The sequence below is a fragment of the Pseudonocardia sp. D17 genome (genome assembly GCF_036984265.1).
GTDB classification, from domain to species: Bacteria; Actinomycetota; Actinomycetes; order Mycobacteriales; family Pseudonocardiaceae; genus Pseudonocardia; species Pseudonocardia benzenivorans.
The window spans coordinates 1-18,033 of record NZ_BPRG01000101.1; the positions used below are offsets into that span (position 1 = coordinate 1).

At 74.0% G+C, this 18,033-nt stretch carries 14 protein-coding genes and 2 pseudogenes; 2 read left to right on the forward strand and 14 right to left on the reverse strand.

What is annotated here, in order from left to right; translation table 11 throughout:
* The 7 genes and pseudogenes from PSD17_RS16985 to PSD17_RS17015 form a co-directional block, all read right to left on the reverse strand.
* Positions 1-546: pseudogene (locus PSD17_RS16985) on the reverse strand (hypothetical protein); the annotation flags it as partial.
* A gap of 194 nt (positions 547-740) precedes the next feature.
* Complete coding sequence (locus PSD17_RS16990; protein WP_013675396.1) at positions 741-3,515, reverse strand: DEAD/DEAH box helicase; 2,775 nt, start codon at positions 3,513-3,515, stop codon at positions 741-743.
* A gap of 91 nt (positions 3,516-3,606) precedes the next feature.
* Positions 3,607-4,536, reverse strand: coding sequence for a twin-arginine translocase subunit TatC (tatC, locus tag PSD17_RS16995; protein ID WP_103382070.1), 930 nt, complete (start codon positions 4,534-4,536; stop codon positions 3,607-3,609).
* 60 nt (positions 4,537-4,596) lie between these two features.
* The gene (gene tatA / locus PSD17_RS17000) at positions 4,597-4,878 is read right to left on the reverse strand and encodes a Sec-independent protein translocase subunit TatA (RefSeq protein ID WP_339123450.1); all 282 of its coding nucleotides are present in this window, start codon (positions 4,876-4,878) and stop codon (positions 4,597-4,599) included.
* 80 nt (positions 4,879-4,958) lie between these two features.
* The gene (locus PSD17_RS17005) at positions 4,959-5,159 is read right to left on the reverse strand and encodes a hypothetical protein (protein WP_013675399.1); all 201 of its coding nucleotides are present in this window, start codon (positions 5,157-5,159) and stop codon (positions 4,959-4,961) included.
* The gene (locus PSD17_RS17010; RefSeq protein ID WP_339123453.1) at positions 5,159-6,127 is read right to left on the reverse strand and encodes a helix-turn-helix transcriptional regulator; all 969 of its coding nucleotides are present in this window, start codon (positions 6,125-6,127) and stop codon (positions 5,159-5,161) included. Before PSD17_RS17010 ends, PSD17_RS17005 begins: the two co-directional genes overlap by 1 nt.
* 13 nt (positions 6,128-6,140) lie before the next feature.
* Entirely contained in the window at positions 6,141-7,148 is a 1,008-nt protein-coding gene (locus PSD17_RS17015; protein WP_041759736.1) for a helix-turn-helix transcriptional regulator, read from the reverse strand.
* Positions 7,149-7,363: 215 nt separating this feature from the next.
* On the opposite strand from PSD17_RS17015, the gene PSD17_RS17020 reads away from it, so the two are divergent.
* On the forward strand, positions 7,364-7,609 hold the full coding sequence (locus PSD17_RS17020) for a hypothetical protein (RefSeq protein ID WP_013675402.1): 246 nt from the start codon (positions 7,364-7,366) through the stop codon (positions 7,607-7,609).
* Between the two features lie 25 nt (positions 7,610-7,634).
* Here PSD17_RS17020 and PSD17_RS17025 read toward each other — a convergent pair.
* Both PSD17_RS17025 and pafA read right to left on the reverse strand, forming a co-directional pair.
* A pseudogene (locus tag PSD17_RS17025) lies at positions 7,635-7,999 on the reverse strand (DUF1304 domain-containing protein).
* A gap of 111 nt (positions 8,000-8,110) precedes the next feature.
* On the reverse strand, positions 8,111-9,472 hold the full coding sequence (pafA, locus tag PSD17_RS17030; protein WP_013675404.1) for a Pup--protein ligase: 1,362 nt from the start codon (positions 9,470-9,472) through the stop codon (positions 8,111-8,113).
* Between the two features lie 42 nt (positions 9,473-9,514).
* Here pafA and PSD17_RS17035 point away from each other — a divergent pair, with 42 nt between their 5' ends.
* Positions 9,515-11,095, forward strand: a complete 1,581-nt coding sequence (locus PSD17_RS17035) for a bifunctional phosphatase PAP2/diacylglycerol kinase family protein (protein WP_013675405.1) — start codon at positions 9,515-9,517, stop codon at positions 11,093-11,095.
* A gap of 11 nt (positions 11,096-11,106) precedes the next feature.
* On the opposite strand, the gene PSD17_RS17040 is transcribed toward PSD17_RS17035, so the two are convergent.
* From PSD17_RS17040 to mobA, 5 genes are all read right to left on the reverse strand, one after another.
* A complete protein-coding gene (locus PSD17_RS17040) occupies positions 11,107-12,231 on the reverse strand; it encodes a baeRF11 domain-containing protein (RefSeq protein WP_339123456.1) in 1,125 nt (374 codons plus the stop codon).
* A gap of 74 nt (positions 12,232-12,305) precedes the next feature.
* Entirely contained in the window at positions 12,306-13,256 is a 951-nt protein-coding gene (locus PSD17_RS17045; protein ID WP_339123457.1) for a 2Fe-2S iron-sulfur cluster-binding protein, read from the reverse strand.
* A complete protein-coding gene (locus PSD17_RS17050; RefSeq protein ID WP_339123459.1) occupies positions 13,253-15,133 on the reverse strand; it encodes an NAD(P)H-dependent oxidoreductase subunit E in 1,881 nt (626 codons plus the stop codon). The genes PSD17_RS17045 and PSD17_RS17050 overlap by 4 nt, the downstream gene beginning before the upstream one ends.
* A gap of 12 nt (positions 15,134-15,145) precedes the next feature.
* A complete protein-coding gene (locus PSD17_RS17055) occupies positions 15,146-17,077 on the reverse strand; it encodes a molybdopterin oxidoreductase family protein (protein ID WP_103382047.1) in 1,932 nt (643 codons plus the stop codon).
* A 56-nt stretch (positions 17,078-17,133) separates the two neighbouring features.
* Positions 17,134-18,030, reverse strand: coding sequence for a molybdenum cofactor guanylyltransferase (gene mobA / locus PSD17_RS17060; RefSeq protein ID WP_013675410.1), 897 nt, complete (start codon positions 18,028-18,030; stop codon positions 17,134-17,136).
* Between the last annotated feature and the right edge of the window lie 3 nt (positions 18,031-18,033).

Below are 18,033 nucleotides of genomic sequence, written 5' to 3' on the forward strand. Positions count from 1 at the left end.
CGGCGGCTGGCCCTGCGCCGGCGGCTGGCCCTGCGCCGGCGGCTGGCCCTGCGCCGGCGGCTGGGCCTGCGCCGCCGGTTGGTCCGCGGCCGGGGCGCCCCACGTCTGCGCCTGCGCGGCGGCCTGTCCCGGTGCGCCCTGCGGTGGCACCGCGGCCTGCGGCGATCCCGCCGCAGGCTCCCCCGGGTGCGCGGAGGCTCCGGGCTGCAGGATTTCGCCGCCCTGCGCCGGGATCTGCGCCGCGGTCTCGCCGGTCGCCTCGACGTCGGCCGGTGACGACGGCGTCGCGGCCGGCACGCCCTGCTGCAGCGTCGGCGAGTCGACGCCCGCGTCGGCGTCCGAGTCCCCGGCAGGAGCACCCGAACCAGGAGCCCCCGAACCAGGAGCCCCCGAACCCGCGGCCTCCGAACCCGCGGTCTGCGAACCCGCGGTCTGCGAACCCGCGGTCTGCGACGCGTCGGTCGAGGACGTCTGCGGGCCCGCGGCGCGGGCGGCCTCGTCGCGCTCCCGCGCTGCGTCGTCGCCGCTGTGCGGGGGGTTGCTCATGGCAGACCTTCCTCGTTGCGACTGCGCCGTCGGGCAGCCGTCCGCGCGCCGAACACCTGCGCGACAGGCACCGTCACCCGGTCCGGCGTGCCACGTCGTGACCCGGGGATCAAAGCACAAGGACCGGTGCCCCGGCAGGCGGACCGGGCGAACCGGGCGGCCCGATCGGGTGTCGTCGTGCGGCGCCGCACCGCCTACGCCACCCCCGCGGCGACGACGCCCCGCCGGACCGCGGCGGCGGCCTCGACCGCGACCCGGCCGAAGGACGTCGACCGGCCGACGACCCCGGCGATCTGGTCGAGCAGGTCGAGCACCTGCCGGCACCAGCGGACGAAGTCGCCCGCGGAGAGCTCGTGACCGTTCTGCTCCGCCGCGGCGAGGACCTGGGCCAGCGACTCCCCGCGCGCCCACCGGTGCACCGGCCACGCGAACCCGAGGTCGGGCTCGCGGGTGCGGTCGATGCGGTGACGACGTTCGTCGGACTCCAGGTCCGCCCACAGCCGGACCGTGTCGGCCAGGGCCTCCGACACCGCCCCGGCCGGAACCCGCGGGACCGGACCGTTGTCCCGACGCGACTCGTAGACCAGCGCCGACACGACGGCGGCGAGCTCGGGCGCGGTCAGCCGCTCCCACACACCGTGGCGCAGGCACTCGGCGGCGAGCAGATCGGACTCCCCCCACAGGCGGGCCAGCCGTTCGCCGTGCTCGGTGACGGCGTTCTCCCCGTCGGCGTCGGCGCGCACGTAGCCGCGCTCGTCGAGCAGCGCCCGGATCCGGTCGAACTGGCGGGCCAGCGAGTGCGTCGTCGCGCGCACCTTCTGCCGCAGCTGCTCGGTGTCGCGGTCGAGCCGGTGGTAGCGCTCGCCCCAACGGGCGTGGGCCTCGCGGTCGGCGCAGCCGTGGCAGGGGTGGGCGCGCAGGGCGCGGCGCAGCGTGGCGAGCTCGGGATCGTCGTGGGCGTTGCCCCGGCCACGCCTGCGCTGCGGCGGCGGCGCCTGGATCCCGGTGTTGCGCAACGACGACGCGAGGTCGCGACGGCCGCGGGGAGACCGGTGGTCGACGTGGCGGGGCAGCTTGACCCGGCCCAGCGCCTCGACGGGCGTCGGGAAGTCGGCAGCCGACAGGCGCCCGGACCAGCGGTCCTCGGACACGACGAGAGGCCGGACGTCGCCGTCGTCGTCGACGCCCGGGTCGATGACGACCGCCAGCCCGGACCGCTTGCCACCGGGGACGGCGATGACGTCGCCGGGTCGCAGCGCCCGCAGCGACTCCGCCGCCGCGGTCCGCCGGTCGGCCACGCCCTGCCGCGACAAGGCCTTCTCCCGGTCGGAGACCTTGCGCCGCAGTGCCGCGTACTCGGCGAAGTCTCCGAGGTGGCACTCCATCGACGACGCGTACCCCGCGAGGGTCTCCTCGTTGCGTTCGATGCGCCTGGCCATGCCGACGACGGAACGGTCGGCCTGGAACTGCCCGAACGACATCTCCAGCAGCTCGCGCGAGCGCTGCGCCCCGAGCCGGGCGAGCAGGTTGACGGCCATGTTGTAGCCGGGCCGGAACGAGCTGCGCAGCGGGTAGGTGCGGGTGGAGGCGAGCCCGCCGACGCGCTCCGGGTCGACGCCGGGCTGCCACACCACGACGGCGTGGCCCTCGACGTCGATGCCGCGGCGGCCGGCCCGGCCGGTGAGCTGCGTGTACTCCCCCGGTGTCAGCTCGACGTGGGCCTCGCCGTTGTACTTGACGAGGCGTTCGAGCACGACGGTCCGGGCCGGCATGTTGATGCCGAGCGCCAGGGTCTCGGTGGCGAAGACGCACCGCACGAGACCTCGGACGAACAGCTCCTCGACGGTCTCCTTGAACGCGGGCAGCAGGCCGGCGTGGTGCGCGGCGATGCCGCGTTCGAGGCCCTCGCGCCACTCCCAGTAGCCCAGGACCCCGAGGTCGCCCTGCGGGAGGTCGCCGGTGTGCTTCTCGACGATGCGCCGGATCTCGGCGACCTCGTCGTCGGTGGTGAGCCGCAACCCCGACCGCACGCACTGCCCGACCGCGGCGTCGCAGCCGTTGCGGGAGAAGACGAACGTGATCGCGGGCAGGAGCCCGTCGCGGTCGAGCCGGTCGATGACGGTGACCCGTGACGGCGGCCGGAACCCGACGCGGCGCGGCGCGGACCCCTGGCGGCCGCGACGGCCCCGGTCCCACACCGCCGTCGAGGACTGCCGGTCGAGCTCGCGGGTCTGGCGGACGAGGTCGGGGTCGACGCGCAGCTCGGCGGCGGTGGGGTCGTCGGCGGCGCCGCTCTGCACGAACAGGTCGAGCAGCCGGTTGCCGACCATCATGTGCTGCCACAGCGGCACGGGCCGGTGCTCGTCGACGACGACGGTGGTGTCCCCGCGGACGGTGACCAGCCAGTCGCCGAACTCCTCGGCGTTGGACACCGTCGCGGACAGGCTGACCAGCGCGACGTGCTCGGGGAGCTGGAGGATGACCTCCTCCCAGACCGCCCCACGGAAGCGGTCGGCGAGGTAGTGCACCTCGTCCATGACGACGTAGCCGAGCTGGTCGAGGTGCCGCGAGCCGGCGTAGATCATGTTGCGCAGGACCTCGGTGGTCATGACGACGACCTGGGCGTCGCCGTTGACCGAGGTGTCGCCGGTGAGCAGCCCGACGGCGGACTCGCCGTGCCGGGCGACGAGGTCGGCGTACTTCTGGTTCGACAGCGCCTTGATGGGTGTCGTGTAGAAGCACTTCAGGCCCTGGGCGAGGGCCAGATGAACGGCGAACTCGCCGACGACGGTCTTGCCGGCGCCGGTCGGCGCGCAGACGAGCACGCCGTGCCCGTCCTCGAGCGCGTCGCACGCGGCGCGCTGGAAACCGTCGAGTTCGAAGGACAACCCGGCGACGAACTCGGTCAGCCGGGGCCGCGCGACGCGGGACTTCGCTGCGGCGTACGCCTCAGCAGGACTGCTGGCCACGCGACCAGGCTGTCACATCCCCCGGCCGGCCACCGCCCGGACGCCCCGCGCGGGCGCCGACCGGCGTCGCCGCGGCGCCGGCGCACCGGCGTCAGGTGACGTCGTCGAGGTCGTTCTTCGGGTGGGCGGCCGGCGTCGCCGGCGCCGATGAGGTGACCGGCGCCGAGGGGGCGACGGGTGCGGCGGGCTCGATCCGGCTGGGTGTGGTGTCGATCGGCGACGGTTCGTCGGGATCCCAGCTGTCCCAGCCCTCCGCGGCCCGCAGCCTGGCCTTCTTGCGGTCGTTGAGCCGCGCGAGCTGGATCGCGAACTCGAACAGGACGGTGAGCGCGAGCGCGAGCGCCGTCATCGAGATCGGGTCCTGGCCGGGTGTGGCGATGGCGGCGAAGACGAACAGCCCGAAGATCAGCCCGCGGCGCCACTTGCGGAGCTTGTCGTAGCTGACGACGCCGACCCGGTTGAGCATCACCACGAGCAGGGGCAGCTCGAAGCTCACCCCGAAGATGAGCAGCAGCGCGATGACGAAGCCGAAGTAGGCGTCGCCGGTCAGCGCGGTGGTCTGGACGTTGCTGCCGATCGTCAGCAGGAACGACAGGCCCTGGGAGACCACGAAGAACGCCAGCACGGCACCGGCGAGGAACAGCACGGCCGCGACCGAGACGAACGTCAGCGCGAACTTGCGCTCCTTGGCGTACAGGCCGGGAGTGATGAACGCCCACAGCTGGTAGAGCCAGATCGGGCAGGCCAGCACGACGCCCGCCGTGGCGCCGACCTTGAGCCGCAGGGTGAACTGGTCGAACGGGCCGGTACCCAGCAGGGTGCAGGAGCCGTCGGCGGTGAACACCGCCCGCGAGGACGCGGGCAGGGAGCAGTACGGGGTCTTGAGCAGCTCACCGAGGCTGGGCAGGCCGAACATCGCGACCTCGAACCAGATGTAGCCGAACACCGTGGTGACCGCGATGGCGATGAGCGCGATCGCGAGCCGGTTGCGTAGCTCGTAGAGGTGCTCGATGAGCGTCATGGTGCCGTCGGGGTTGCGCTTCCGACGGCGCCGCGGCAGGAGGCCGGCCACCGGGGTGCGTCAGTTCGTGCTGTCGGGACGCCCCTGGGTGCTGCTCGGCGCGGGGTTCTCCGCCTGCGGCGCGGCCGCCGGCGGGGTGGGCGGCAGGGAGGCGGGCGGGGTCTGCGGCGCGGCGCCCGCGTCGCGGGCCTCGTCGTCGCTCTTCATGCCCTTCATCTCGCCCTTGAACACGCGCGCGGACTGGCCGACCGACCGGGCCATGTCCGGCAGCTTCTTCGCGCCGAAGAGCAGGACCAGGACACCGATGATGATGACGATCTCCCAGCCACCGAGGCTGCCCATGAGGGGTCCTTCCGACTCTGGTCCCGTGGTGGGGGCCGACGTGCCCGACCCCAGCAGGAACGGTACCGGACGCGGCCGGTTCAGTCGTTCGGCGCACCCCTGTCCGTCCGCACTGTGGTACGGAGCGCGGCGAGCGCGCCGGTCCCGGCGCCGACGACCGCGCGCAGCGACCCGGCCTCGCGCGCCAGCCGGCGCAGCCGCACCAGCAGCGGCACCGCGACGAGCAGCAGGAGCAGCAGCGCCGCGCCGGCGACGATGCCGGCGACCCCGTAGGCGTTCATCAGGACCTTTCGTTCGTCGGTTCGGCGGCGGCGAGCGCCGCCGCGGCCCGGTCGGCCACGGCCCGGGCGAGCTCCGGCGGCTCCAGGATGCGGGCGCCGCCCCCGAGGCCCAGGACGAGCCGCACGAGCCAGCCGGGGTCGGCGTAACGCAGGCTGGCGGTGGCCCGCCCGTCGCCCGACGGGTCCTCGACGACCTCCTCGACCGGGTAGTACTCGGCGAGCCAGCGGGCCTCGGGCAGCAGCTCGAGAACGGCGGTGCGGTGGTCCTCGCGCGCGGTGAAGACGCCGTGGGACACGTCGGTGGGCTCGGCGCCGGGCGGGGGCGCGGCGGGCTCGTCGAGCTCCTCGACGGCCTCGACGCGGTCGAGCCGGAACATCCGGACGCCCTCGGCGCGCCGGCACCAGGCCTCGAGGTAGCCGCGGCCCTCGACGAGCAGCAGCCGCATCGGGTCGACGGTGCGGCGGGAGACGGCGTCGCGACCCGCGGTGTAGTACGTCATCCGCATGGCGTGGCCGCGTTCGAGGGCGCCGCGCACCGCGGCGGTCGTGGCCTGCTCCTCGGGGGTGAGGTCGACCGCCACGCCCGCCAGCCCCGCGTCGCCGACGGCCTGCTCGATCTTCGCCGTGGCCCGCCGGACCGCCGCGGTGTCGACGATGCCCGGCACGTCACCGAGCGAGCGCAGCGCGACGAGCAGCGCCGTGGCCTCGGCCGTCGTCAGCCGCAGCGGCCGGCGCATGCCGGCGTCCTCGGTGACGGTGACGGTGTCGCCCGCGAAGGAGAGGTCGACGAGGTCGCCGGGGCCGTAGCCGGGCAGCCCGCACATCCACAGCAGCTCGAGGTCGCGGCGCAGCTGGCGTTCGGTCGTGCCGAAGTCGGCGGCGGCCTCGGCGATCCGGATGCCCGGCCGCGCCAGCAGGTAGGGGACCAGCGACAGCAGCCGCGGGAGCCGCTCGGCGATCCCGCTCACGGGGCACGCCCGCTCACGTGTGCGCCGCCTCGGCGGCGGGGACCCTGGCGCCGTGGGCCCGCGCGGCCCCGGCCCAGCGCCGCCGGACCGCCGCGGCCAGCTCGGGCGGGTCGAGGACGACGACGTCGGGGCCGTGCCCGGCGAGCCAGCGCGACACGATGTCGACGCTGCGCAGCTCCAGCTCGAGCTCCTCCCCCGGCTGCCCGTCGAGCTCGCGGGCGGCGACGACCCGGCCCAGCCTGCGCAACCCGTGCGCGTGCCCGGCCGACACCCAGATTCGGGCGGTCCCGGCCACGGGCGGCGCCGCGAACCCGGCCTTGACCTTGGCCAGCAGGTCGACGCCGGGAGGAACGGTCACCGCGCCCGCCGGTCCGAGCGCCGTGACCGGTTCGAGGATGCGCGAGATCCGGAACGAGCGGACGTCGTCGCGGTCGCGGTCGTGCCCGACGAGGTACCAGCGACCGCGCCAGGACACGATCCCCCACGGCTCGACGGTGCGCCGCACGACCTCGCCGGTCGGGCCGCCGCGGCGGTGGTCGAACGTGACGACGCGACCGGCCTGCACCGCGGCCATCAGCGGGGCGAACGCCGCGTCGGTGGCCCGCACCCGGGGCTGGACAGGGCCGCCGGACTCGTCGACGTCGACGCCCGCGGCCCGCAGCTTGACCAGCGCGCCGTGCGCGGCGCCCGCCAGCTCCGGGGAGTCCCACAGCCGGGCGGCGAGCGCGACGGCCGCCGCCTCCTCGGTGTCGAGGTCGATGTCGCCGAGCTCGTAGTCCTGGCGGGCGATGCGGTAGCCGTCGGTGGTGTCGAACGTCGACCGGCGGCCGGTCTCGAGCGGGATCCCGAGCTCGCGGAGCTCCGTCTTGTCGCGCTCGAACATGCGGAAGAAGGCCTCGTCGCTGGGCGCGTCGGCGTAGCCGGGGACGGTGTCGCGGATCCGCTCGGCCGACAGGTACTGCCGGGTCGAGAGCAGGCAGAGGACCAGGTTGACCAGTCGCTCGGCGCGGGCGGCGGACACGTCGGCATCGTACGGCCGTGGCCCCGCGGGCATGCCGCGAAGGGCGGGAACGGTCGCACACCACCCGCCCGTGCGGCGCGGGGGCGGGCCGGGCCCGGGCGGTGTCTCATGTTGCGACGCCGCGCCGCCTTGACGCCCGGCCCGTGCGGGGAAAGGCTCCCTGTGACCCGGCGCACGTCGGAACGATCCCGGAAGCACAGGAGCGAGGCAGCACGATGAGCGAGGCGGACGGCCAGGAGACCTTCAACCCGTGGAGCGTCGTCAACCTGGTGTTCCATCACCTCGCCGACCTGGGCCTGCACCCGGTGCTCGGTGAGCACGGCGACCCGGCGAAGGCCGCGTCGGAGCTGCTGACGGCGATGGGCATCGGCTCGGCGCCCGACAGCGCCGGGCCCGCGGCGGCGCCGGTGCAGGACATGTTGGCCGACCTGCGCCGGAAGATGATGCCCGGCGTCGAGTGACGGGCCCGCGGGCTCGGGTCGGCCATTAGGCCAGGAGCAGCAGCACGATCCCGACCGCCGCGGGCGCAGCCTGGACGAACAGGATGCGCCCGCGGCGGTGAGCCCGCCGTAGACGCCCGCGACCAGCACGCACGCCATGAAGAACAGGGCGACGGCGTGCCCGAGGTCGCCGCCCGCGATCAGCGACCAGATCAGCCCGGCCGCGAGGAACCCGTTGTAGAGGCCCTGGTTGGCCGCGAGCGTCGCGGTCGCCTCGGCGAACTCCGGGGTGGTGCCGAACGCCGCCCGGGCCCTGGGCGTGCGCCAGAGGAACATCTCCAGCACCAGGATGTACAGGTGCAGGAGCGCGACCAGCGCGACGACGACCACGGCGAGCACCTCGACGATCATCGGCAGATCATGCCGGTAGCCGCCCCGGTGCCCGTGGTGGCGCGCCGCCGGCCGGTTCCCCGTGAGTGGCGATGGTCGCCACGGCGACCATCGCCACTCACGAGCCGCGGCTCAGAGTGACGCGATCAGCCGGTCGACGCGCTCGTCGACCGCCCGGAAGGGGTCCTTGCACAGCACGGTGCGCTGGGCCTGGTCGTTGAGCTTGAGGTGCACCCAGTCGACGGTGAAGTCGCGCCCGGCCGCCTGGGCCGCCGCGATGAAGTCGCCGCGCAGCTTCGCGCGTGTCGTCTGTGGCGGGGTGTCCTTCGCCGCCTCGATCTCGCCGTCGTCGGTGACCCGCTCGACGGTGCCCTTGCGCTGCAAGAGGTCGAACAGCCCGCGACCGCGCCGGATGTCGTGGTAGGCCAGGTCGAGCTGCGCGATGCGGGCGTGCGCGAGGTCCAGGTCGTGCCGCTGCCGGTAGCGCTCGACGAGCCGGTGCTTGATCGCCCAGTCGATCTCGCGGTCGATCAGCGACAGGTTCTGGGTCTCGACGGCGTCGAGCACCCGGCCCCACAGCTCGACGACCCGCTCCATCGTGCGGTCCTCGCTGCCGCGGGCCTGCAGGTGCTCGACGGCCCTGGCGTGGTACTCGCGCTGGATGTCCAACGCGCTGGCCTCCCGGCCCCCCGCGAGCCGGACCGTGCGCCGCCCGGTGAGGTCGTGGCTGATCTCGCGGATCGCCCGGATCGGGTTGTCGAGGGTGAAGTCCCGGAACTGGACGCCTGCCTCGATCATCTCCAGCACGAGCGTGGCCGAGCCGACCTTGAGCAGGGTCGTCACCTCGGACATGTTGGAGTCGCCGACGATGACGTGCAGCCGGCGGTAGCGCTCGGCGTCCGCGTGCGGTTCGTCGCGGGTGTTGATGATCGGCCGGGACCGGGTGGTGGCGCTGGAGACGCCCTCCCAGATGTGCTCGGCGCGCTGGGACAGGCAGTACACCGCGCCACGCGGGGTCTGCAGGACCTTGCCGGCGCCGCAGATGAGCTGGCGCGTGACCAGGAACGGCAACAGCACGTCGGCGATCCGGGAGAACTCGCCCTGGCGGGCGACGAGGTAGTTCTCGTGGCAGCCGTAGGAGTTGCCGGCGGAGTCGGTGTTGTTCTTGAACAGGTAGATGTCGCCGCCGATGCCTTCGTCGACCAGCCGGCGCTCGGCGTCGACGAGCAGGTCCTCGAGGATGCGTTCGCCGGCCTTGTCATGGGCGACGAGCTGGGTGAGGGAGTCGCACTCGGCGGTGGCGTACTCGGGGTGGGATCCGACGTCGAGGTAGAGGCGCGCGCCGTTGCGCAGGAAGACGTTGGACGACCTCCCCCAGGACACGACGCGCCGGAACAGATAGCGGGCGACCTCGTCCGGCGAGAGCCGGCGCTGGCCATGGAAGGTGCAGGTGACCCCGAACTCGGTCTCGACACCGTAGATCCGACGCTGCATGCCCTTCAGCGTAAGCGGAGAAGCGCCTCTAGGGTCACGTCTGTGTGGGACAGGTTGCGGCGCGTCGACCCTCGGGTGAAGGTCGCGGGCACCCGGCCGTTACGCCGGATCGACGTGTGGGACCGCGACATCTCGCGGCGTATCGCCGCGCGCCCGCCCGGCGCACTGGACACCGCGATGAAGGTGTTGTCGCCCGCGGCGAACCACAGCGTGCTGTGGTTCGCGGTCGGTGCGGTGCTCGCGGCACGCAAGGGCAAGGGTCGTAAGGCCGCGACCCGCGGCGTCCTGGGCATCGCCGGGGCCAGCCTGACCGCCAACGCCGTCCTCAAGCCGCTGCTGCCGCGGCGCCGTCCGGCGGCACGCGAGCTGCCCGCCTACCAGACCATCGACGATCCGCCGACGTCCTCCTCCTTTCCGTCAGGGCATGCGGCGTCCGCGGCGGCGTTCGCGACCGCCGTCGCGCTGGAGAGCCCCCGCCTCGGGCTGGCCGTCGCGCCGCTCGCCGGGGCCGTCGCGTACTCGCGGGTGCACGTCGGGGTGCACTGGGCCTCCGACGTGCTGGCCGGCGCGGCGCTGGGATCCGGCGTCGCGCTGCTCACCCAACGGTGGTGGCCGGTGCGGCGCAGCGACGAGGCCCGCGCCCGGCCGGTCGACACCGTCGACCCGCTGCCGGCGGGCCGGGGTCTGGTCATGATCGTCAACCCGAACGCGGGCGAGCAGGGCGTCGACCCGGGCGACGACATCGAGGCCGAGCTGCCGCAGGCGCGGGTGCTGCGCGTCCGGCCGGGCCTCGACATCGGCGACCAGCTCGAGGACGCGCTCGCCCAGGTCGACGGCTGGGTGCGTGCGGTCGGCGTCGCCGGGGGCGACGGGACCGTGGGCGCGGTCGCCGCCGTCGCGCACCGGCACGGGCTGCCGCTGGTGCTGGTCCCGGCGGGCACGCTCAACCACTTCGCCCGCGACGTCGGCGTCTACGACCTGCAGGAGGCCGTCGACGCCTCGCAGGCGGGCGAGGCCGTCGCCGTCGACCTCGCGCTCGTCGAGGCGCACCCCGGCCGCGGCGAGGACCCCTACAGCTCCGAGGTGACCCGCACCCGCTGGTTCCTCAACACCGCCAGCATCGGCTCCTACCCGGAGCTCGTGCGGCTGCGCGAGAAGTGGCAGCCGCGGTGGGGGAAGTGGCCTGCGTTCGTCGCAGCACTGCTGACGGTGCTGCGCCGCTCGGAGCGGGTCGAGGTCAAGGTCGAGGACCGGTGGCACACCGTCTGGTTCCTCTTCGTCGGCAACGGCCCGTACCACCCGCGGGGCATGGTCCCGGCGTGGCGGCCGACGCTGGACTCCGGCCTGCTCGACGTCCGCTGGATCCGCGCCGACGTCCGGTTCTCCCGGCTGCGTGCCTTCCTCGCGCTGATGCTGGGCGCGCTGGGGCACAGCCGGGTCTACGTGCAGCGCGAGGTCGACCATCTCGACGTCGAGCTGCGGGTGCCCGGGATGCTCGCGACCGACGGCGAGGTCGTCGAGGAGGCGGGCCGCTACACTTTTCGCGTCGCGGACAAGCCGATCGCGGTGTACCGGCGCGACGAGGAGCAGTGGTCGGGACGCGACCGTCCCTACCTCGGGTAGCCGGCCGGGACTCAGGCCGGCGGGGCGTAGCGGAGGGTCGCAGCGACGTCCCCGCCCTGCGGGACGTCCTCGCGCCGCACGGCCAGCAGCCGGGCGCCCGAGAGCCACGCCCGCCGCGCGATCTCGTCGACCACACCGCTCGAGCCGTCCGTGTCCGGCGCCGCGAAGGTCACCTCGCCGAGCGGGTCGACATGCCCGGGCACCTCGGCGTCGATGTCGACGAACAGCGTCTCCACGGCGCCCCGGGTCGCGAAGCGGGCCAGCTCGGCGACGTCGATCGAGGTGCGGCCCTGCTCGGAGCGTTCGGCGAAGGTCCGCTTCTCCTGCTCCAGCCGGTCGCCGTACCAGCCGTCGAGGACCGTCCGCGCCTCGGTGACCAGCTCGCCGTCGCCGCGCCCCTCCGGGTTGCCGGGCACGCTGTGCGGCACCAGGTCCGGGTAGCGGCAGTGGGCGCGGAAGATGCTGTCGAGCGGTTCTGTCGCGGCCACGACCAGCGGCACCCCGTGGCCCGGCAGCACCTCGCGCAGCGCGGCGTCGACCAGCCGGGAGAACTGGGCCATCCGCAGTTTCTGCCCCTCCGAGCCCTGCAGCCGGCGGATGGGCGCCCGGTCCTTGATCGACGACTTGCCGACCGCGCTCGCCACGTCGGTGGGCATGTCGGGGACGCGTACCTCCCGTGGCGGCGCGTCGGGCACGGTCTCCAGCAGCCGGACCGACCCCTGCGCCAGTGCCAGCACGAACGCCGTCTGCGGGAACGTCACGGCCCGCATTAGCGGCATGACGAGGAACCGGGACCCCCCGACCGCCCGTGGTGCGAGCCGGTTCGGCAGCCGGAAGCTGCGCAACGAGGTGGGCGTCGCGAACACGGCCAGGCTGCGGGCCTGGTGCCGCCAGAAGCCCTCGGAGTCCTCGTCCTCCAGGACGGCGAGCTGCTCCGCCAGCGCCTCGTGGTCCTTCCGGTCCACGTCACCCAGCTGGGCCAACGCCTCCCGGACCCCGTTCTTGTACGCGATCCGCTCAGCGTCCCCAGAGGACTCGGGCGCGGTCTCCAGGTAGATCGAGACGGCGGCAACCGCGTCCACCTGCACCAGGGCGTCGATCTCGGATCGGGTCGGGATGTCGGTGTAGAGCGTCATGCGTCCCTCCTCGGGGCAGCCGTCCACCCACCCTGCCGTGCCCGCGGCGGCCCCGGAAGGTCCCGGCCGCGCTCTCAGAGGTTCTGGACGTGCTGGAACCCGAACCGGCCCTTGACGCAGAGGTGGCCGTGGGTGACCGAGTGGTCGGCCGGCGAGGTGACGTTGACGATCGAGCCCTGCTGCACGTGCAGCTCCAGGTTGCAGCCGACACCGCAGAACGAGCAGATCGTCGTCGTGACGGTCTCCTCCTCGGGATGCCAGTCATCGGCCTCACGCAGCTCGTGCTCGCGGACCGACTTCAACGCGCCGGTCGGGCACACCCCGATGCAGTTGCCGCAGTAGACGCACGCGGAGTCGGGCAGCTCGGCGTCGAACTCGGTGGCGATGCGGGCGTCGAACCCGCGGCCGGCCGCGGAGATCGCGAAGGTGAACTGGGCGTCGGTGCCGCACGCCTTGACGCACTTGTAGCAGAGGATGCAGCGGGAGTAGTCGCGCACGTAGAGGTCGTTGTCGACCTTGACGGGCTGGGCGACGGTCTCGGCGTGCGAGCCGTCCGGGGCGTGGTGGTGCCCGGCGTGGCGGCGGTCGCGCTCCCCCGCGGCGGCGGGCGGCGCGGGCGGGCCGTATCGGTCGGCGTCGACGCCGTAGTCCTGCATCCAGCGGGCGACGTCGGCACCGGCCTGGCTCATGTCGACCGACGACGCCAGCAGCTCCAGGACCATCCTGCGTGAGTGCCGCACCTTCTCGCTGTCGGTGCGCACCTGCATGCCGTCCTCGACGGTGCGCGCGCACGACGGCACCAGCACCCGCGAGCCCTCGACCTCGACGACGCACACCCGGCAGGCGTTGATCGGAGTCAGGTTCGGTGCCCAGCACAGGGTCGGGGTGTCGGCCTGCTCGGGCGTGCCCTCGGCCTTCATGGCCTGCAGGATCGTCGACCCCTCGGGGACGCGGACCTCGCGGCCGTCGACGGTCAGCGTGACGACCCGCTTGATCTCGCCCAGCATCACCGGCGCGGTTGTCATGGTCCGACCCTCCTGTGGCCGTTGGTGGACGGATCGGCCGGCGACGACAGCAGCCGCAGCGACAACGCCGACTGCACCGCCGCCGGGGCGGTCTGGCCCAGCCCGCAGATCGACGCGTCGCGCATGACGCGGGCGAGGTCGTCGAGCAGGGCGAGCTCGGTCTCACGGTCGCCGAGCGGGGCACCGCGCTCCAGCCGGGCCAGCGCCTCCTCCTGGCGGACCGTCCCGACCCGGCACGGCACGCACTGCCCGCAGGACTCGTCGCGGAAGAACGCGGCGATCCGGCGCAGGGTCGCGACCAGGTCGGCGTCGGTGTCGAACGCGAGCACCACACCCGAGCCGAGCGTCGCGCCGATCTCGCGGGCGCCCTCCAGGGTCAGCGGGACGTCGAGCTGGTCGGGCATGACGAACCCGCCCGCCGCGCCGCCCAGCAGGATCGTGCGCAGCTCGCCGCGCAGCCCGCCGGCGAGGGTGAGCAGCTCCCGCAACGTGGTGCCGAAGTCGACCTCGTAGACGCCGGGGACGGCGACGGAGCCGGCGACGCAGAACAGCTTCGTTCCGGTGGACCGCTCCGCGCCGACCGAGGCGAACGCCGGGCCGCCGACGTCGAGGACATGCAACACGTTGTACAGCGTCTCGACGTTGTTGATCACCGTGGGTTTGCCGAACAGTCCCGACACACTCGGGAACGGCGGCTTGTTGCGCGGCTCCCCGCGGAACCCCTCGATCGAGTTGAGCAGCGCCGTCTCCTCGCCGCAGATGTAGGCGCCCGCGCCGCGGCGCAGCTCGATGTCGAACGTGAAGCCCTCGCCCAGCACGTCCGCGCCGAGGAAGCCGCGGCGGCGGGCCTCCTCGATCGCGTGCTCCAGGCGTCGCGTGGCCAGCGGGTACTCGCCGCGGATGTAGAGGTAGCCCCGTTCGCAGCCGGTGGCCCAGCCGGCGATCGTCATGGCCTCGACCAGGCCGAACGGGTCGTACTCCATGAGCACGCGGTCCTTGAACGTGCCCGGCTCGGACTCGTCGGCGTTGCAGACCAGGTAGTGCGGGCGGACCGGCGCGGTGGCCACGCCCTCCCACTTGACGCCGGTGGGGAACGCGGCACCACCGCGCCCGGTCAGCGCCGAGTCCTTCAGCTCCCGCACGACGCGGGAGGCGCCCAGCTCGACGGCGCGGCGGAGGGCCTCGTAGCCGCCGTGGGCGCGGTAGTCGTCGAGGCTGCCCGGGTCGACGACACCGATGCGTCGCAACAGCCGCAGCCCCTCCCCGCGGGGCGCGCGGGTCTGCGGGACGCTCACGCCGGGGTCGGCGAAGGCCGCGTCGGCCTCGACCGCGGTGGCGCCGCCGCGGGCGGCCGCGACGACGTCGTCGGCGTGCGCGGGGGCCTGGCTGAAGTCCGGCTCCCCCGCCAGCTGGAACATGACCGCGGGCGCGCGTTCGCACAGGCCGAGGCAGGGGCTGCGCACCCAGCAGGCCTCCTCGCCGACGCCCTCGGGGCCGAGGTCGGCCGTCAGCCGCGCGGCCAGGTCCTCCCCACCCACGGGCCCGCAGGCGACGTCGTCGCACACGTGCACGACCCGCCGCGTGCGCGGCTCGACGGTGAACATCGCATAGAACGTGGCCACGCCGTAGACGTCGGCGGGCGGCACCGACAGCCGGGTGGCGACGTGGTTGAGCGCGCCCTCCGACAGGTACCCGACCGCGTCGGACACCGCGTGCAGGGCGGGCAGCAGCAGGTGGCGGCGGCCGCGGGCCTCGTGCCCGGAGTCGGGTCCGGCGCGGTCGTCGACCTCACGCGGGCCCAGCAGCGGGTCCAGCAGGGCGTCGACGGCCGCCCGTTCCTCCGCGGTGGCCTCGGCCGCCGACAGACGCAGGTCCACGTGCCTCCTTACTCAGCTGCCGGCGGCGGGCAGCCGCGGCTCCCCGGAGTCCGCAAGCTTCTCGATCCGGATCGCGGTCGCCTTGAACTCCGAGGTCCCGGACTTGGGGTCCCAGGCGTCGTTGGTCAGCACGTTGGTGTCGACCTCCTCGGAGAAGTGCGGGGTGAACGACGCCAGCCCGGGCCGCAGCGACGGGTCCAGCGCCACCGGCGCCTCGACCGCGCCGCGTCGCGACACGACGCGCACCCGCTCGCCGTCGGCGATGCCGAGGCGCGCGGCGTCCTCCCGGTCGATCCGCAGCGACTCCCGGCGGCGCATCGGCGAGGAGTACCCGCCGCTCTGCACTCCGGAGTTGTAGGCGTCGAGCAACCGGACCGTCGTGAGCCGGATCGGGAAGTCCTCGTCGAGCGCGTCCACGGGTGGCACGTGCTCGACCGCGGTGAACGGAGCGGGCCTGCCCAGCTCAGCCGGGTCGTCCGACCACAGCCGGGCGTGCATCAGCGGCGTGCCGGGGTGGTCGAGGGTCGGGCACGGCCACTGCAGCCCGCCGTGCTCGTCCAGCCGGGCGTAGCTCATGCCGTGGTGCCAGTCCAGCGACAGCGACCGCAGCTCGTCCCACACCTGCTCGGCCGTCGGCTCGCCCCAGTCGTGGCCGAGGCGGTCGGCGATCGCGCAGATGATGTGGGTGTCGGGGCGGGCCTGGCCGGGCGGGTCGATCGCCTTGCGGACCCGCTGCACCCGCCGCTCGCTGTTGGTGACGGTGCCCTCGTACTCGCACCAGTCCGCCGCCGCGGGCAGCACCACGTCGGCCAGCTCCGCCGTCGCCGTCCGGAAGATGTCCTGCACCACCAGGTGGTCGAGCGACTCGAGCAGGTGCCGGGCGTGCGCGGCGTTGGCCTCGGACTCGGCCGGGTTCTCGCCGATGCAGTACAGCGTCCGGAGGGTGCCGGCCTCCATCGCCTCGAACATCTGCGACAGGTGCATGCCGGGCTTCGGCGAGACCGGCACTCCCCACGCGGCCTCGAAGCGGGCCCGGGCCGTCTCGTCGCCCAGGTCGTAGCCGCCGGGCAGCTTCGCCGGGATCGCGCCCATGTCCCCGCCGCCCTGGACGTTGTTCTGCCCGCGCAGCGGTACCAGCCCCGAGCCGTAGCGGCCGACGTGGCCCGTCAGCAGGGCGAGGTTGATCAGCGCGAACACGTAGTCGGCGGCGTTGTGGTGCTCGGTGATGCCCAGCGTCCAGCAGATCTGGGCGCGGTCGGCGCGGGCGTAGGCGTGGGCGAGCTCGCGGATCAGCCCCGCGTCGACCCCGGTGATCTGCTCGGCCCGCTCCAGCGTGTACGGCTCGACGGTGCGTGCGTAGTCGTCGAAACCCGTGGTCGCGCGCTCGATGAACGCGTGGTTGACCAGGTCGGCGTGGATGATCTCGCGGCCGATGGCGTTGGCCAGCGCGATGTCCGTGCCGACGTCGAGCCCGAGCCACCCGTCGGCCCAGCGGGCGGTGGAGGTGCGCCGCGGGTCGACCGAGTACAGGCGGGTGCCGTTGCGCAGCCCCTGCAGGACGTGGTGGAAGAAGATCGGGTGGGTCTCACGCGCGTTGGAGCCCCACAGGACGAGGAGGTCGGCGTGTTCCGCCTCGACGTAGGCGGAGGTGCCGCCGCCGGCACCGAAGACTGCCGTCAGACCGACGACGCTGGGAGCGTGTCAAGTCCTGTTGCAGGAGTCGACGTTGTTGCTGCCCATCACCACGCGGGCGAACTTCTGGGCCGCGTAGTTCATCTCGTTCGTGGCCTTCGAGCAGCTGAACATCCCGAACTCGTCGGGCGTGCGGCCGCGGAACCCGGCGGCGGCACGGTCGAGGGCTTCGTCCCATGTCGCCGGCCGCAGTACGCCGTTCTCACGCACCAGGGGCTCGGTGATCCGCACGTGACGGGGACGGCGAGGCATCGTTCCTCCACGGGTCGACGGTGGCCCCTCAACGATATGCCCGCAGCGGACGGTCGTCAGTCGGGTCGGCCGGATTTGTCCTCGGCGACGACGCGGGCCGGGCCGGGTCCGGCCCGCACGCCCAGGACGTCACCGGTGACCAGCGGGGTGTCGGGGTCGTCGGCGGCGGTGCTCGCCCGGCACGCGTCCGCGAGCACGACCGCCGCATCGGTACCCACCCGGACGGCCAGGGCGGCTCGTGCCTCGCCCAGCGTGTGGGCGCGTACCGCTGCGCTCTCGGCGACCGGGACCCGCGGCGCCTGCCGGGCGAGTGCCGCCGCCCAGTCCTGCGGAGTGTTGACGTTGAGCAGCGAGTCCAGATCGGGATCGAGCCGGGCGAGCACCGGATCGGCGAGCAGCGCGGGTTCGTCGGGCCTGAGCACGCGGCAACGCTCGAACAGGTCGGGCGGGCGCAGCACCCCGTCGGCGACCAGGCTCGTGACCAGTGCCGACAGCGTGGTGCGATAGGCGGCGGCGAGCGGTTGGGGGAAGCCGTGCACCTGCGGGACGACGACGTCGGGCGCGTCCGGCCCGCCGAGCAGCGCGAGCACGCGGCGGACGTAGGCGGGGTGCAGCAGCGGCAGGTCGGTGGCGGTGACGAACGCGGCGTCGGCGCGGTCGGCGAGCGCCGCCAGCCCGACGGCGATGCCCTGCAGCGGACCGCGGCCCTCGACGGGGTCCTCGACGACCTCGACCCGCCTGGGCAGCGGCGGCAGCGGCTGCGCCGGCGCGCGGACCACGACGACGGGCCCGCCGACCCCCCGGGCCACCAGCGCGGCGACCCGGGCCACCAGCGGGACACCGTGCCAGTCCAGCTCGGCCTTCGCCGTCCCCATCCGCGACGACCGTCCGCCCGCGAGCACGATCCCCGCCGTCCGTGCGGTCCGCGCGGTCCCCGGTCCGCCGATGCCCATGGG

Bases quoted from the DNA above. Each gene is read 5' to 3' on its own strand.
- PSD17_RS17020 (WP_013675402.1), top strand. From the start codon at position 7,364: ATGAGCGAGGCGGACGGCCAGGAGACCTTCAACCCGTGGAGCGTCGTC.
- PSD17_RS17045 (WP_339123457.1), bottom strand. From the start codon at position 13,256: ATGACAACCGCGCCGGTGATGCTGGGCGAGATCAAGCGGGTCGTCACG.
- tatA (WP_339123450.1), bottom strand. From the start codon at position 4,878: ATGGGCAGCCTCGGTGGCTGGGAGATCGTCATCATCATCGGTGTCCTG.
- mobA (WP_013675410.1), bottom strand. From the start codon at position 18,030: ATGGGCATCGGCGGACCGGGGACCGCGCGGACCGCACGGACGGCGGGG.
- tatC (WP_103382070.1), bottom strand. From the start codon at position 4,536: ATGACGCTCATCGAGCACCTCTACGAGCTACGCAACCGGCTCGCGATC.
- PSD17_RS17040 (WP_339123456.1), bottom strand. From the start codon at position 12,231: ATGACGCTCTACACCGACATCCCGACCCGATCCGAGATCGACGCCCTG.
- PSD17_RS17005 (WP_013675399.1), bottom strand. From the start codon at position 5,159: ATGAACGCCTACGGGGTCGCCGGCATCGTCGCCGGCGCGGCGCTGCTG.
- pafA (WP_013675404.1), bottom strand. From the start codon at position 9,472: ATGCAGCGTCGGATCTACGGTGTCGAGACCGAGTTCGGGGTCACCTGC.